The sequence below is a fragment of the Streptomyces albofaciens JCM 4342 genome (assembly GCF_008634025.1).
Classification (GTDB): domain Bacteria; phylum Actinomycetota; class Actinomycetes; order Streptomycetales; family Streptomycetaceae; genus Streptomyces; species Streptomyces albofaciens.
In genome coordinates, this window is the sequence record NZ_PDCM01000002.1 from 4,117,992 (window position 1) to 4,133,413 (window position 15,422).

12 protein-coding genes are annotated in these 15,422 nt (G+C 72.0%); 8 read left to right on the forward strand and 4 right to left on the reverse strand.

Annotated elements, in window-relative coordinates; all coding sequences use genetic code 11:
- Positions 1-199: 199 nt before the first annotated feature.
- The 5 genes from CP973_RS37935 to CP973_RS37955 are packed head-to-tail and all read left to right on the forward strand — an operon-like array spanning position 200 to position 6,831.
- A complete protein-coding gene (locus CP973_RS37935) occupies positions 200-3,493 on the forward strand; it encodes a non-ribosomal peptide synthetase (protein WP_425282063.1) in 3,294 nt (1,097 codons plus the stop codon).
- Positions 3,494-3,515: 22 nt separating this feature from the next.
- On the forward strand, positions 3,516-4,553 hold the full coding sequence (gene sbnB, locus CP973_RS37940; RefSeq protein WP_150249154.1) for a 2,3-diaminopropionate biosynthesis protein SbnB: 1,038 nt from the start codon (positions 3,516-3,518) through the stop codon (positions 4,551-4,553).
- Between the two features lie 42 nt (positions 4,554-4,595).
- Positions 4,596-5,582: a 2,3-diaminopropionate biosynthesis protein SbnA gene (gene sbnA, locus CP973_RS37945; RefSeq protein ID WP_150249159.1), complete on the forward strand. Its 987-nt coding sequence runs from the start codon at positions 4,596-4,598 to the stop codon at positions 5,580-5,582.
- 59 nt (positions 5,583-5,641) lie between these two features.
- A complete protein-coding gene (locus CP973_RS37950) occupies positions 5,642-5,848 on the forward strand; it encodes an MbtH family protein (protein WP_150249162.1) in 207 nt (68 codons plus the stop codon).
- 5 nt (positions 5,849-5,853) lie between these two features.
- Positions 5,854-6,831 carry a TauD/TfdA family dioxygenase gene (locus tag CP973_RS37955; RefSeq protein WP_150249164.1) on the forward strand — a complete coding sequence of 326 codons (978 nt, stop codon included), beginning with the start codon at positions 5,854-5,856 and terminating at the stop codon, positions 6,829-6,831.
- A 93-nt stretch (positions 6,832-6,924) separates the two neighbouring features.
- Here CP973_RS37955 and CP973_RS37960 read toward each other — a convergent pair whose 3' ends face one another.
- The 3 genes from CP973_RS37960 to CP973_RS37970 form a co-directional block, all read right to left on the reverse strand.
- Positions 6,925-9,051, reverse strand: coding sequence for an AfsR/SARP family transcriptional regulator (locus tag CP973_RS37960; RefSeq protein WP_150249167.1), 2,127 nt, complete (start codon positions 9,049-9,051; stop codon positions 6,925-6,927).
- Positions 9,052-9,504: 453 nt separating this feature from the next.
- Entirely contained in the window at positions 9,505-10,164 is a 660-nt protein-coding gene (locus CP973_RS37965; RefSeq protein ID WP_150249170.1) for a response regulator transcription factor, read from the reverse strand.
- Positions 10,165-10,170: 6 nt separating this feature from the next.
- The gene (locus CP973_RS37970; protein WP_150249174.1) at positions 10,171-11,490 is read right to left on the reverse strand and encodes a sensor histidine kinase; all 1,320 of its coding nucleotides are present in this window, start codon (positions 11,488-11,490) and stop codon (positions 10,171-10,173) included.
- A gap of 361 nt (positions 11,491-11,851) precedes the next feature.
- On the opposite strand from CP973_RS37970, the gene CP973_RS37975 reads away from it, so the two are divergent.
- From CP973_RS37975 to CP973_RS37985, 3 genes are all read left to right on the forward strand, one after another.
- Positions 11,852-12,808 carry an alpha/beta hydrolase gene (locus CP973_RS37975; RefSeq protein ID WP_244410225.1) on the forward strand — a complete coding sequence of 319 codons (957 nt, stop codon included), beginning with the start codon at positions 11,852-11,854 and terminating at the stop codon, positions 12,806-12,808.
- On the forward strand, positions 12,801-14,102 hold the full coding sequence (locus CP973_RS37980; protein ID WP_425282064.1) for an acyltransferase family protein: 1,302 nt from the start codon (positions 12,801-12,803) through the stop codon (positions 14,100-14,102). Before CP973_RS37975 ends, CP973_RS37980 begins: the two co-directional genes overlap by 8 nt.
- A 74-nt stretch (positions 14,103-14,176) precedes the next feature.
- Positions 14,177-14,875: a class I SAM-dependent methyltransferase gene (locus CP973_RS37985; protein WP_150249180.1), complete on the forward strand. Its 699-nt coding sequence runs from the start codon at positions 14,177-14,179 to the stop codon at positions 14,873-14,875.
- Positions 14,876-14,999: 124 nt separating this feature from the next.
- Here CP973_RS37985 and panD read toward each other — a convergent pair whose 3' ends face one another.
- Positions 15,000-15,413 (reverse strand): aspartate 1-decarboxylase, encoded by a 414-nt coding sequence (gene panD / locus CP973_RS37990; protein ID WP_150250847.1) that lies wholly within the window; start codon positions 15,411-15,413, stop codon positions 15,000-15,002.
- Positions 15,414-15,422: the final 9 nt, after the last annotated feature.

Genomic DNA, 15,422 nt, shown 5'->3' on the forward strand with positions numbered 1-15,422 from the left:
GCCCCCTCCCCCAGCAAGCCCCCCGGCTCCCGCGCGCGCCGCGTCCGACCACCCCCTAACAGCGCCCCGACGAGGATTTCGCCGGTCCCGGGAGAGCTGATAGTCCAGCGATAAGGGCCCCTTCTAGCGTCACTTCCACCAGGTGGGATCACTCGGTGATCCTGCGATCCGACAGATGTCCGGTGTGGGGTGCAGACTCGTGAGGGACAGCGCAGGCGGCGGTCAGGCCGGCGACGGTACGGCGGAGCAGGGCCTCCCCGTACTGCCCCCGGAGGTCGCGGCCGGAATCGACCGGCTCGCCGGGGAGTCCGCCGTCGACAGCCGGTCGGTGTGGCTCGCGGCGCAGGCCAAGGTGGCCGCCGCGGTCACCGGGTTCCAGGAATGGCGGGTCGGCGGGGGCACCTGGCGCGACCTGATCGCCTGGGCCGCCACCGAACAGGGCCGCGAGCAGGCCCGTGCCGCGTGGCGGGCCGCCCAGGCCCAGGAGTACGTCGGTGCCGACCGCGTCGCCGCGTACCTGGAGCGCGCCCTGCACCGGATGACCACGGCCCCGAACGCCCCGCACCACCTCGACAGCCTGCTGTCGGCGGCCGAACTCGACCAGCTGCTCCTGGGGTTCGCGGGGCCGGTCAGGGAGCTTCCCGACCGCCGGTGCCACGAGCTCTTCGAGGAGCGGGTGCGCCGCCACCCCGACGCCGTCGCCGCGGTCCAGGGCGACCGCAGCTGGACCTACGCGGAACTCAACCGGCGCGCCAACATCCTCGCCCGGTCCCTGCACGAGCAGGGCCTGCGCCCCGAGGACATCGTGGCCGTGGTCTGCGAACGCACCCTTGAGTGGCTCGCCGCGGTGCTCGCCGTCTTCAAGGCGGGCGGCTGCTACCTGCCGCTGGAGCCCCGGTTCCCGGCCGAGCGGATCGCCACCGTCCTGGCGCGGAGCGAAGCCCGCTGGGTGCTCGCCGAACGCGGCGTCCCCCACCTGGAGGAAGCGCTCACCGGACGGGAGGGCATCCGTACCGCCGTCATCGACGAGGTGCTGGCGCGGGGCGGGCCGGACGACGACCTCGGACTGCCGGTCGCCGCCGACCAGCTCGCCTACATCTACTTCACCTCCGGCTCCACCGGCGAGCCCAAGGGCGCCATGTGCGAGCACAACGGCTTCCTGAACCACGTGCTGGCCAAGATCGAGGACCTGGGCATCGAGGAGGGGTACGTCGTCGCGCAGACCGCCCCCCAGTGCTTCGACATCTCCCTGTGGCAGCTGGTGTCCGCCCTGCTCGTCGGCGGCCGCACGCACATCGTCGAGCAGGAGGCGGTCCTCGATGTCCGCCGCTTCATCGACACCCTGGCCGACGGCGGTGTGCAGGTGGCCCAACTGGTGCCCTCCTATTTGGAGGTGGTGCTGTCCGCCCTGGAGGAGGAGCCCCGCGCGCTGCCCCGGCTGCGCTGTGTCTCCGTCACCGGCGAGGCGCTGAAGAAGGAGCTGGCCGAGCGCTGGTTCGCGGCCTTCCCCGAGGTGCTGCTGGCCAACGCGTACGGCCTCACCGAGACGTCCGACGACACCAATCACGAGGTCATGGACCGGGTGCCCGACACGCGCTCGGTCCCGCTGGGCAAGGCCGTACGCAATGTCCGGGTGTACGTGGTCGACGAGTGGCTGTCGCCGGTCCCGCTGGGCGTACCCGGGGAGATCGTCTTCTCCGGTGTCTGCGTCGGCCGCGGCTACGTCAACGACGAGGCCCGTACCAAGGCGGCCTTCGGCCAGGACCCGTACCGGCCCGGGGAGCGGCTGTACCGCTCCGGTGACTTCGGCCGCTGGCTGCCCGGCGGCACCCTGGAATTCCTCGGCCGCCGCGATTCCCAGGTGAAGATCAACGGGTTCCGCATCGAGATCGGCGAGATCGAGAACCGGCTGCTCCAGGTACCCGGCGTCCGTGACGGCGCGGTGGTCGTCACCGGAAGCCCCGAACGGCGCGCTCTCGTCGGCTACTACACCACGACCGGGCCGCTGGCGACCGAGGACGTGCGCCGGGCGCTGGCCGCCGCGCTGCCCGCCTACATGGTCCCCAGGCACCTCCACCACCGCGCCGAACTGCCCCTCACCGACAACGGCAAGACCGACCGCAAAGCGCTGGCCCGCATGGCGGAGGAGGCCGTACGCCAGGCCGGCGGGGACGCCTCCGGCCCACCGGCGACCGCCACCGAACGCCGCGTCGCGGCCATCTGGGCCGAGCTGCTCGACATCCCGTCGGAACGCATCGGCCGCGACACGCACTTCACCGAGCTCGGCGGCACCTCGCTGACCGCGATCCGCCTCGCCGTCGCCCTGGACCGGGTGGTGACGGTCGAAGACCTCGCCGACACCCCGACCGTCGCCGAGGTCGCCGCATTGGTCGACCGCAAGGCCGGGGAGAACGGTGAGGCTGGGGAGCGCGGTGAGACCGGCGAGGTCCCCGGTACCGAGCAGGCGGTTCAGCAGGCCTCTCAGGAGGCGGCTCCCGTACCGGTCACGGGCCCCGCCGCCGACGGCCCCCGGCCCGTCCGGTCCGACAGCGGCCTCGCCGTGCTGACGGCGGCCTCCGGCGAGGGGGCGGCGGCCGGCGCCGTCTGGGCCGAGCGGCACCGGACCGCCGTACACGCCGCCGTCGCCGAACACGGCGCCGTCCTGCTGCGCGGCCTCGGCGTGGCCACACCGGCCGACGTGGCCGCCGTAGCCGCCGCCCTGGGCATCGAGGCGATGACCGAACGGGAGCGGTTCGCGCCCCGCGCGGACCACGGTGACGGCGTGTACGGGTCCTCCGAGTGGCCCGCCGCCGAACCGATGTGCATGCACCACGAACTGAGCTACGCCACCGAGGTCCCCGGTCTGCTCCTCTTCGGCTGCCTCACCGCACCCGCGAGCGGCGGCCGCACCGGGGTGGCCGACTCCCAGGCGGTGATGCGCGCCCTCCCGGCCGGTCTGGTCGACCGCTTCACCCGCGACGGCTGGCTGCTCACCCGCATGTACCACGACATCGGCGTCTCCTGGACGGAGGCGTTCGGCACCGGCGACCGCGCGGAGGTCGACGCGTACTGCGCCGCGGCCGCCCTGGAACACACCTGGCTGCCGGGCGACAGGCTGCGCACCCGGCAGCGCCGGGCCGCGGTCGTCCACCACCCGCGGACCGGCGCCCCGGTGTGGTTCAACCAGGCGGCGTTCCTCAACGAGCGGACGCTCGACCCGGTCGTCCGCGACTACCTCGTCGACGTGTACGGCCCGGAGGGCCTGCCCTTCAACACCGCGTACGGCGACGGCACCCCGATCGACACCGAAACCGTCGAGACGCTCAACGCCGCCTACCGCGACGCGACCGTGAGCGAGCCCTGGCAGGACGGTGACGTCCTGCTGGTCGACAACCTCCGCATGGCCCACAGCCGCGACCCCTACCAGGGTGCCCGCGACGTCGTGGTGGTCCTCGGCGACCCGGTCCGGCTGCCCGGCCATGTTCTTTCCTGACCCCTCACCAGTGGAGCCCTCGATGCCCCCTTCCACCACAGCGCCCAGCTTCGCCGTGATATCCGGCGGCCAGGTGCACCGCGCCCTCGAAGGCAGGCACCGCGAGGTCGTCGGGATCGTCGAGGCGGCCTACCGCGTCCACGGTGCCGGCGACACCGTCAACCCGCCCTCGTACTTCCTGCGCTTCGCCGACCGCCCCTCGTCCCGGATCATCGCGCTCCCGGCGTCGGTCGGCGGCGACACCCGGGTCGACGGGATCAAATGGATCTCCAGCTTCCCCGAGAACGTGGCCGCGGGCCTCCCCCGCGCCTCCGCCGTCCTCATCCTCAACGACCACGACACCGGCTACCCGCTGGCCTGCCTGGAGAGCTCCATCATCAGCGCCACCCGCACGGCCGCCTCGGCCGCGCTCGCCGCCGACCGGCTCAGCCGGGGGCGCGAACGGCCCCGGCGCATCGGCTTCTTCGGCGTCGGCCTGATCGCCCGCTACATCCACGACTACCTGGCGGCCACCGGCTGGACCTTCGACGAAGCGGGCGTTCACGACCTGTCCGCCGAGCACGCGGGCGGCTTCGCCGACTACCTGGGGCGGGCGACCGGCGAGGGCACCGCCATCACCGTGCACGAGCGCGCCGAGGACCTGGTCCGAAGCAGTGACCTGCTGGTCTTCGCGACCACCTCGGGAGCCCCGCACGTCAGCGACCCCGCCTGGTTCGCCCACCACCCCCTCGTCCTGCACATCTCGCTGCGCGATCTGTCCCCCGAGGTGGTCCTCGCGTCGGCCAACGTCGTCGACGACGTGGAGCACTGCCTCAAGGCGGGCACCTCGCTGCACCTGACCGAACAGGCCGTGGGGCACCGCGACTTCGTCGACGGCACCCTCGACGACGTGCTCACCGGCCGCCTCACCCCGCCCACCGACCGACCGGTGATCTTCTCCCCGTTCGGACTCGGTGTGCTCGACCTCGCGGTCGGCAAGCACGTCTACGACACCGTGCGCGCCGCCGGAGACCTACCCATCGTCGAGGACTTCTTCCATGAACTGCGCCGCTACGGATGACGGGCCCACGCCCCTGGACCACGCGCCCACGCGGGAGGTGCCGTGCCGGTAATCTCGGCCCCGCAGGACTACAACGAGGACGACCTCTACGTGGACCTGCGGTCCTCCCTGGGGCTGCCCCTCTACCTCAAGTGTGAAGGGTTCAACTTCTCCGGCTCCATCAAGCAGAAGGCCGCCCTGGAGATGATCGAGGCGGCGGAGAAGGCGGGCCGGCTCACCGACGGGTCGGTGATCGTGGAGTCGTCCTCCGGCAACCTGGGGGTCGCGCTCAGCACGATCGCGGCGAGCAAGGGCTACCGCTTCGTGTGCGTCACCGACTCCCGCTGCAACGCGGCCACGCGGCAGCTGATGGAGGCGCTCGGCGCCGAGGTGCACACGGTCAGCGAACCCGACCCGGAAGGCGGTCTCCTGGCCACCCGGCTCGCCCACGTCCGCGCGCTGTGCGACAGCGACGAGCGCTACGTCTGGCTCAACCAGTACGTCAACGAGGACAACTGGCGGGCGCACCACCGGCTCACCGCGCCGCACATCGCCGAGCGGTTCCCCGCCCTCGATGTGCTCTTCATCGGCGCCGGTACCACCGGAACGCTGATGGGCTGCGCCCGCTGGTACCGGGAACACCGCCCCTCCGTGCGCATCGTCGCCGTGGACAGTGTCGGCTCGGTCACCTTCGGCGGCCCCGCCGCGGCCCGGATGATCCCGGGGCTGGGAGCCGGGGTGCGGCCGCCGCTGTTCGACGAGTCCCTGGTGGACGACGCCGTGCTGGTGCCGGAGGTGGAGACCGTCCGCGCCTGCCACCGCATGGTCGGCCAGGGGTTCCTGTTCGGCGGTTCCACCGGGACCGTCATCGCGGGCGCCACGCGCTGGCTGGCCGCGCACGCCGCCGGCCGCGACGACATCACCGCCGTCGCCATCTCCCCCGACCTGGGCGAGCGCTACCTCGACACGGTCTACCGGGCCGACTGGGTGCGCCGCGTCTACGGGGCGGCACTCGACCTGGACGAGGCCGCGCTCGCCGGACCGGCCTGATCCGCGCCGCCCGCTCCCGTCCGCACCACGCACCACCGAGAACACTGGAGAGACACACCATGACCAACCCGTTCGAGGACCCCGACGGCCGCTACCTGGTCCTGATCAACGACGAGGACCAGTACTCCCTGTGGCCCTCCTTCGCCGAAGTGCCGGGCGGTTGGCGCGTCGCCCAGCAGGAGGCGAGCCACGCGGAGAGCCTCGCCTACATAGAGGAGCACTGGACCGACATGCGTCCGCGCAGTGTCGTCGAGGCGATGGGCTGATCGTGATGACGGTGACAGCTCAGCCCGGTACCCGGCCGCAGACGGTGACGGTGGACGCCGCGGACGCGCAGCAGGTCGAACGCGTCGCGGCGCGCCTCACCGAACCGGCCGGCTGCCTGATCGACAGCCCGGACTGGCTCGCACGGGCCCGGCGGGCCTGGCCCCGGCTCCCCACCGGCCTGGTCAGCGGCCTGCGCGAGTACCGCAGGGACTCCGGCCCCACGGGCACGCTGCTCGTCCGGGGGCTCCCCCTGGGCCAGGTGCCGCCCACCCCCGCCGAGCCCGGCTCGGTGCAGCGCGAGGGCACCGTCGCGGCGGCGGTGCTCGCCATGATCGCCTCCGGTCTGGGCGACCCCGTCGCCTACCGCCCGGAGAAGACCGGCGCGATCGTGCAGGACGTCGTGCCCGTACCCGGACAGGAGGACTACCAGAGCAACGCGGGTTCCGTGCTGCTCACCTTCCACACCGAGAACGCCTTCCACCCCCACCGTCCCGACTTCGTGATGCTGCTCTGCCTGCGGGCCGACCACGAACGGGTGGCGGAGCTGCGTACCGCATGCATCCGTGAGGTGCTGCCGTTGCTCACCGACGAGTCCCGGGAGGCGCTGCTCGCGCCGGAGTTCGTCACCGCGCCGCCGCCCTCGTTCGGTCTGCCCGGTGCCGGCACCACACCGCACGCGGTGCTCACGGGGGCCCCGGAGGACCCGGACATCTGCGTCGACCTGGCGGCCACCGCACCGCAGACGCAGCGCGCCAAGGTGGCGATGCACGAACTGCAGGAGCTGTTCGACCGCACCGCGCAGAGCGTGCGGCTGGTTCCGGGTGAACTGGCCATCGTGGACAACCGCGTGACCGTCCACGGCCGGACGTCCTTCCGTCCCCGCTACGACGGCCAGGACCGCTGGCTCCAGCGCACGTTCGCCGTCACCGACCTGCGCCGCTCCCGCGGCATGCGGGAGGCCGACGGCTACGTGCTGGACTAGGGCCCGGCTGCGGAGCGACACGGTGGGCGCGCTGCCCGAGGACGAGCGCGCCCACCGTGTGTCCTTTCGTGCCGGTCCGGGCGGCGGTACGCATCACCCGGTGCAGCTGGACTCCATCGGCGCGACCAGCAGAGCGGACAGGTCCCGGCTGAGCTCGTCCATCCCGCACCAGGCCGCCTGGTCGATGACGGAGATCAGCGCGAGCCGCTCCGCGGCGAACCATTCGGACGCCGAAGCCGTCAGCTGGTCCAGGACCTCGGAGCCCAGCGTCCGTTGCAGCACCGAGCCGTGGTGCCGTCCCCCGTGGTGGCCCCGCTCCCGCCGCCGGGCGTGCGAGGCGATCGTCAGCCAGGTGCGGAACGCCCTGCCGAGCGCCTCGCGCTGTTCCAGGACGTCGCCCTCCCGGTGGGCGGCTTCGCGCGCGTACAGCCGCGACAGGGTACGGAACCGGTAGCGCGGCCGTCCCGTGGCGTCGAAGCCCATGGTCTGCAGCAGCTGGGCGTCGACCAGTTGCTCCATCAGGCCTTCCGCCACGTCGACGTCCTCGTCCAGCAGGGCCGCGCCGACCCAGCCCGCGAAGTCCGGCGTCTCCAGCAGGCCCAGCCGCTGGTAGAGCTGGGCGGCCCGCGCGGTCAGGGACCGGTAGCTCAGCTCGAAGCTGGAGCGTATCCGCGACCCGCCCGCGCTGAGTTCGTCCAGCCGCTGGTGCTCGTTGGCCAGCCGGGAGACCAGGTAGCCCACCGACCAGTGCGGTTTGGCCGTCAGCTTGGCCGCCGCGATCCGTACGGTGAGCGGCAGGCGGTCGCACAGCTCGACGAGCCGGTCGGCGTCCGCCCTGGCGAACCGGACGCGCTCCTCCCCGATGATCCGCTCCAGCAGGCCGGTGGCCTCCTGCCGGGTCAGCGCGTCGAGGTCGATGCGCAGCGCGCCGTGCCGGACCACCAGCTGTTCCAGCTGGCAGCGGCTGGTGACCACCACGCAGCAGCACGGGCTGCCGGGGATCAGCGCGCGGATCTGGTCGAAGGTGCGGACGTCGTCCAGGACGATCAGCACCTTCCGGTCGGCCATCAGGCTGCGGTAGAGCGCGATCCGCTCGTGCACACCGACCGGGACGTCCGCCTCCGGGACCCCCAGGGACCGGAGGAACCGGCCGAGCACCGCCTCGGACGACACCGGCGGCCGGTTCTCGTCGTGCCCCGACATGTCGGCGTAGAGCAGCCCGTCGGGGAAGCGGCCGGCGACCCGGTGCGACCAGTGCAGGGCCAGCCCGGTCTTGCCCACCCCGGCGCTGCCGGTGATCAGGGCCGCCGGGATCGACCGCTGCCCGTCCCCGCCGTCGACCAGCCCGTCCAGCGCGGCCAGTTGCCGCTCGCGGCCGCTGAAGGCCGGTACGTCGGCGGGCAGTTCGAGGGGCGTCTGACGGTCCTCCGGTATCGCCCGGGCGGCCGTCGCCGGGGGCGCGAGCGACGGGTCGTCGCGGAGGATCGCGTCGTGCAGCCGCTGGAGTTCCGGGCCCGGCTCCAGCCCGAGGTCCTCGATGAAGTGCGCCCAGCCCTCCCGGAACGTCTCCATCGCCTCGGCCCGGCGGCCGGCCCGGTACTGGGCGAGCATCAGGGCGCCGCGCGACCGCTCCCGCAGCGGGTGATCGCGTACGACCGTGACCAGGTCCGGGATCAGTTCCCGGTGGTGGCCCAGCTCCAGCTTGGCCGCGACGTAGGTGTCGTAGGTGGCGAGCCGCAGCTCTTCCAGGCGGGCCGCCTCGTCCTCGACGAGCGTCCCGGCGACGCCCGCGAGGGCCGGCCCCCGCCACAGGGCCAGCGCCTGCTCGTAGGCGTGTGCCGCGTCCGCGACGCAGCCTTCCTCAAGGGCTTCCTGGGCGGCGGCGGTGAACTGCTCGAACTCCACCGCGTCGACGTAGTGGCCGTCCAGGTCGAGCAGATAGCCGGGGTGCGCGGTGACGATGACCTCGCCGTCGCAGCCCTCGGCCTTGAAGCGTTTGCGTAATGCGGCGATGCAGATCGCCACTTGGGTGCGCGCGGTGGCGGGCGGGTGCCCCTTCCACACCGTCTCCATCAATGTTTCAACAGAAACTATTTTTCCGGGGTTTAGCAGGAGAAGTGCCAGAATTGTCCGTTGTCTGGCGCCGCCGATGGCTATAGGGCGGCCATGCATCGCCACCGCAAGCGCACCCAATATTTTGAACTCCAGTCGTGCCCCCATGACGTCCCCCAGTAGCTCGACGGTCGCGTCCTCGCGAACGCGTGTACGCCTCAAGCATGTTACTTGAGTTTCTCAGGATGTGATTGTTAACTATTGAGGTTACGCGGAGTGATCAGTTCCGCTTTTTTTATTTCGGGAGGAGCCCGCACTTTTGGGAATGACCGCAAACCGTCGGAGTTACACCCGTTCATGCGGCAAACGCGCTGGACACAGGCGCACCGGGGCGGCCGGACGCCCATCGCCCACCTGCCGCGCACAACCGCGCGGAAACGCGACTCCGCTCCGCCGCCCCATCCAAAGGCTACGGACGGTCAGTACACCGAAGGCATCGGCCCGCCGATATTCGGCCCGCACTTCGGCCTTAGCAGGACCCGCCGGGCAAAGGCAAAAGAAATCCGCCCGGACCATTCTAGAGAAACGGCTTATCGTCTACCTATTGGCCTTATCAGCCGCTCAGTCGCCGGCCCGCACGAGACCCGTCTCGTACGCGAAGACCACCGCCTGTGTACGGTCCCGCAACCCCAGCTTCACCAGCACGCGGCTGACATGTGTCTTGACCGTCTGCTCGGCTATGACCAGGCGCTCGGCCAGCTCGGAATTGGACAGCCCCTGCGCTATCAGACGGAGCACCTCCGTCTCCCGTTCGGTGAGCCCCGCCACCCGGCCCCGCCGCACCGTGCGCGGCGAGCCGCCCCGGGCGAACTCCTCGATCAGCCGCTTGGTGACGGTGGGGGCGAGCAGCGCCCCGCCCATGGCCACCGTGCGCACCGCTTCGGCGAGCTGCTGCGCCGAGGAGTCCTTCAGCAGGAAGCCGTTCGCGCCGGCCCGCAGCGCCTCGTACACGTACTCGTCCTCGTCGAACGTCGTCAGCATCACGATCTTGACGTGCGGCGAGCTCCGGGTGATCCGGTGGGTCGCCTCCAGACCGTCGAGCACCGGCATCCTGATGTCCATCAGGACCACGTCCGGACCCAGCTCGGCGATCCGGTCGATCGCGTCCTGGCCGTCCACCGCCTCACCGATCACCTCGATGTCCGGCTGGGCGTTCAGCACGATGCCGAAACTCTCCCGGATCAGCTTCTGGTCGTCCGCGATCAGCACCCGGATCGTCATACGTCCTCACTCCTGCTCTCTGGTGGGCAGGGACGCCATCACCTCGAACCAGCCGTCCTCGCGCGGCCCGATCCGTACGGACCCGCCGAGCATGGACGTTCTCTCCCATATGCCCACCACGCCGTGCCCGGTGCCCTTGCGCCGCACCGCACCGGGCGCGGCCGGGCTGTTGGCCACGCGTATCCCGATGTCACCGGGACCGTAGGACAGTTCCACCTCGGCCCGGCAGCCGGGCGAGTGCCGCAGCGCGTTGCTCAGCGCCTCCTGGGTGATCCGGAACACCGACAGCTCCACCCGCTGCGGCACCGGCCGCTGCGTACCGGTGATCACCGTGCCGACGTCCAGCCCCGCCGCCCGTACATTGGCCACCAGCTCATCGATGTTCTCCAGCGTCGGCTGCGGCGCGTACCGGGTGTCCGGCTTGTCGTCCGGGGACCGCAGCATGCCCAGGATCTGCCGGAGTTCGGTGAGCGCGCTCACCGCGTTCTCCCGGATGCTCGCGAAGGAGTCCCTCAGTTCCTGCGGGGGCTCGGCCACCCGGTACGGCGCCGCCTCCGCCTGCGCGGCGACGACGGACATGTGGTGCGCGACGACATCGTGCAGCTCGCGGGCTATGCGGGTGCGCTCCTCCAGCAGTGTCCGCCGGGTCCGTTCGAACTCCGTCAACGCCTCCTGCTCCCGCAGCTCGCGGCGCGCCTGGCTGCGCCCCCGCAGCGTCGCGGCGGCCGCCAGGATGCACGCCTGGAGCACGGTCAGCGGCAGCAGGTCACCGACGAACGACGGCGGCGACAGGACCGCGGTCAGCACCCCGCCGAGCAGCAGGGTCAGCAGCCACTGCGCGAGCGCCACCCCGACCCGCACCCGGCAGCCGACCAGCAGCGTGACCCCCAGGTAGGCGATCAGACCGGGCTCGGGCCACGGCCACGGCACCTCGTCCGGCGCCGCCGTGCCCACGACGGCCACGCCGATCGCGTACGGCAGCGACGCCGCGTACGCCAGCCACCAGGCGATCACCGGGCGGAACAGCGCGAGCACCAGCGGCAGCGCCTGGGCACCGGCGACGAGCGCGGCGGCCCACCACGGCAGCCCCAGCCGGTCCACGACGATGATCGTGCCGGCCGCGGCCAGGTCCGCCGCGACGAACACGGCGCACACCAGCGGAAGCTGCCGCAGGAAACGGTTCCGCGCGCCGCGTAAGGGCAGTGGGGTCCGGCGGGAGATGTCGCACAACTCGCGGCCCACCGCGCGGAGGGCGGCCCCGGGACTCCTCCGCTCACCCAGGTGCGCCCCCGGCCCTGTCGGTACGTTCGGGTGTTCCCGTGTCACTCGCCCATCGTACGAGTCACCAGGGATCTTGCGGTGGGCCCGCTTCCGGTGGACCCACCCCGCCCCACCACGGACGACGCGGGCGGCCGGGCCGGGGCGGCCTCCCCGCGCGCCCCGCGGCGGCGCCCGTGACGCGCAATCCGGAACACCTTTTCCAGGTTCGGTACGCGCACCACCGTGCGACGCCGCATGTCATACCTGAGAGCTACACCGGAAGATAGCTCCTGCGTGTGACGCCCTTTCCGGCCGCGAAATCTAGGTTCGAGACAACCGTACGCACAAGAGGCGGACGGCGGACAAGAGACGCGTGGAGGGGGACGGGACAGTGCGAGCTGCCAGGTGGAGAAGAGGCGGGCTCACGGTGGCCATCGCCGCGGCCATCGTGGGGTCGGTCGCCGCCGGCACCGCGTCCCCCGTTCCCGGCACCCCCGCCCCGCCCCAACTGCCCGCGGTCCAGGCGCGGACGCTCGACGAGCGGTACGCCGCCAACCGCGACTACATCGCGGACGCCGAGCGCGCCGCCCACCGCCTGGGCGACTCCTACAGGGAAAGCCACCTGCGCCAGTTGCACGCTTCCGGGCGGCAGTTCCTCTCCTTCGACGCCCAGGGCGACGGGCAGGCCGTCGAAGTGCTCGGCGACCTCGCCACCGCGGAGCGCATCGTCGTACTCGTCCCGGGCTCGGACACCACCCTCGACACCTTCGACTACCTCGGCTCGCGGCAGGCCTCCCTCAGCGGCGGCGCCCACGCCCTCCACGACGAGATGCGGCGGCTCTCCGACTCCTCCGTCGCCGTGGTCGCCTGGTACGGCTACCAGGCCCCGCGCACCATGAGCCGTGACGTCGCCACCACCGCCCGCGCCGAGGAGGGCGGCCACCGCCTGACCGCCCTGCTCGGGGAGTTGCGGTCCGCCAACGCCCAGGCGCCCGTCACCTTCATGTGCCACTCCTACGGCTCGGTGGTGTGCGGCAGCGCCCTCGGCGGCATGGACACCCGGACGTCCGCCGGGCTGGCCGGGGTCGCCGTCTTCGGCAGTCCCGGCACCGGCCTGCGCTCCACCGCCGACCTGTCCGTCCGCGTCCCCGTGTGGGCGGCCCGCGGCACCCAGGACTGGATCGCCCGGGCGCCGCACGTCAGCGTGAGCGTCTTCGGCACCACCCTCGGCTTCGGCACCGATCCGACCTCGCCGTCCTTCGGCGCCCGCCCCTTCGACGCCGGGAACAGCGGCCACAGCGGCTACTTCGAGCCCGGCAGCCTCGCGCTGCGCAATCTCGCCCTGATCGGCCTCGGCCGTGGACCGGAGGTGTCCGGTGACTGAGTTACGGCTGCGCCCCGCCGAAGAATCCCGGCGGACCCGCGTCACCGAACGGGTCGAGCCCCGCCCGCGCCCGGCCGGCCGGCTGCACCGGGCGGTACTCCGCGTCGACGCGGCGACCCCGCCGGGACGCGACCGGGCGATCGACGTCCTGCGGGCCCTGTCCATCCTCGGCGTCGTGCTCGGGCACTGGCTGGTCAGCGCGATCGTGCTGCACACCGACAACCATCTGCTGGGCGCCAGCCCGCTCCAGAGCATGCCCGCCCTCTCCCCACTGACGTGGGTGCTCCAGCCGCTGGCGGTGTTCTTCTTCGTCGGCGGGCGGGTCGCGGCCCAGGGCTACGCCACCGCCCGCCGGCGCGGCACCCGCTACCGGCCGTGGCTCACCCGGCGCGCCCGCAGGCTGGCCCGCCCCACGGTGCCGCTGCTCTCCTTGTGGGCGCTGGTCCTGGTGGGCATGACGGCCACGGGCACCGCCCACGAGACCGTGCACACCCTGCTCAACCTCGTCGTCTCACCGCTGTGGTTCCTGCTGGTCTTCGTCGTCCTGACCGCGGCCACCCCGCTGCTGTACCGCCACGGCATCCGGATCGCCGTCGTGGCGGGTGCGGTGGTGGCCCTCCTGGACGTCGCGCACTTCGCGGGCGGCGGCACCGCCTGGATCGAGCGGCTCCGCGATGTCAACATCATCGCCGGCTGGCTGGTCCCGTACTGCCTGGGCGCCGCCTGGTCCGCCGGTGCGTTCGCCCGCCGCCGGTCCGCCGTCGCACTGCTCGTCGGCGGCGCCCTGGCCACCGCCGGGCTGATCCTGTGGGGCGGCTACCCCGCCGCCATGGTGGGTGTGCCGGGCGCGGAGCTGTCCAACCTCAATCCCGTCTCCCTCGCCGCCGTCACCTTCGGCCTGGCGCAGTGCGGCGGCGCCCTGCTGCTGTGCCGCCCGCTGCGCCGGGCGGTGGCGGCGCCGCGCCGGGCCTCCCGGCCCCCGGCGGACGCTCCCCTGCGGGCCCGCCCCGCCCAGTTCCTGTGGGCGGCGGTGGCGGCGCTGAACCTTTCGGCGATCACCGTGTTCCTCTGGCACCAGACCGCCATGCTCGCCGTGACCACCCTCTTCCTGGGGTTCGGCGACCCCCTCTTTGGCCTGCACACCAGCCCCGACTCCCCGGCGTGGGCGGCTGCCCGCTGCGCCTGGGTCCTGGTCTTCGCCGTGGCGCTCCTCATGTTGTGCGCCGCCTTCCGGCAGGCGGAACGGGACGCCTCCGTACGAAAGGACGGCCTCCGAGCGACCACGAACGCCTGACGACCTCTCCCCCTTTGCACGTGATGAACATGACGGCTCGCCGGGCCGACCGGGCCCGCCCGTTGGAGGAACGCATGGACGCCATAACCACCGACCACATCCGCACGCTCTACCAGAAGTACGAAAAGGACCTGCGGGCGGTGCGCGATGCCCAGCGCCAGTTCCTCCGGGACCGCGGCAAGTCGATGAAGGCGCAGCTCGACGACTACGAGGCCGAGATCACCTACCTGCTGCTGCGGGACCTGCGCCCCGATGTCGTGGTGGAGATCGGCACCTTCTACGGCTGGTCCACCATGTGGATCCTCAGCGCCCTGCGGGACAACGAGGCGGGCCACCTCCACTCGTTCGACATCGTCGACAACGTCGTACGCAACGTGCCGGCCGAACTCTCCGAGGGCCGCTGGACGTTCACCAAGGGCGATGTGCGCGAGCACCTGGGCAAGGTCCCCGCCGACGTGGACTACCTCTTCATCGACGCCGACCACGGCGCCCGGTTCGCCCACTGGTACATCGACAACCTCTTCCCGGCCGTTCCCCCGCACACGCCGACCAGCGTCCACGACGTCTTCCACGGCCGGCGCCCCAAGCCCTTCAGCGAGGGCTCGGTCATCGTCAAGTGGCTGGCCGAGAACGACATCGACTTCTTCACGGCGTCCACCGCCAAGGCGCCCGAGGTGGTCCGGGAACTCGCCGAGTTCAAGGCAGGGTTGGGGCTCGACGAGCCGGTGCGCGACAGCGACCACAACCCGATGATCTTCTTCACGCTGCCGTAGCGCGGCAGGGGTGCCGCCGGGCTCCCCGCCGCCCCACGACGGACGCCGGTCGCCGCGCCGGGAGGTCTCCCCTCCCGGCGCGGCGACCGGCGTCGGCGCGTACAGATACGCTCGGTGCCCGTGCTCAGGCCACGATGTCTCCGCGCCGCAGACCGGAGCCGGCCGGGACGTCCGCCGGATCGCCGCCCACGCTCACGGCGCGGTTCTCCCCGTCCACGAAGACGACCCGCGGCTCCAGCTTGCGGGCCGCCTCGTCCTCGACCGAGGCGTAGGAAATGATGATCACGAGGTCGCCGGGGCTGATGAGCCGGGCCGCGGCACCGTTGATGCCGATGATCCCGGAATCCCGCGGCCCCTCGATGACATAGGTGGACAACCGCGCGCCGTTGTCGATGTCCACGATATCCACCTTTTCCCCGGGGAGCAGGTCGGCCGCCTCCATCAGATCGGAGCTCACCGTCAGCGAACCGACATAGTGCAAGTCCGCCTGGGTGACGGTCGCCCGGTGAATCTTCGACTTCATCATGGTCCGGTACACGTGCTTCCT

Bases quoted from the DNA above. Each gene is read 5' to 3' on its own strand.
- CP973_RS37960 (WP_150249167.1), bottom strand. From the start codon at position 9,051: ATGGGGGCACGACTGGAGTTCAAAATATTGGGTGCGCTTGCGGTGGCG.
- sbnB (WP_150249154.1), top strand. From the start codon at position 3,516: ATGCCCCCTTCCACCACAGCGCCCAGCTTCGCCGTGATATCCGGCGGC.
- CP973_RS37965 (WP_150249170.1), bottom strand. From the start codon at position 10,164: ATGACGATCCGGGTGCTGATCGCGGACGACCAGAAGCTGATCCGGGAG.
- CP973_RS37955 (WP_150249164.1), top strand. From the start codon at position 5,854: ATGACGGTGACAGCTCAGCCCGGTACCCGGCCGCAGACGGTGACGGTG.
- CP973_RS37950 (WP_150249162.1), top strand. From the start codon at position 5,642: ATGACCAACCCGTTCGAGGACCCCGACGGCCGCTACCTGGTCCTGATC.
- CP973_RS37985 (WP_150249180.1), top strand. From the start codon at position 14,177: ATGGACGCCATAACCACCGACCACATCCGCACGCTCTACCAGAAGTAC.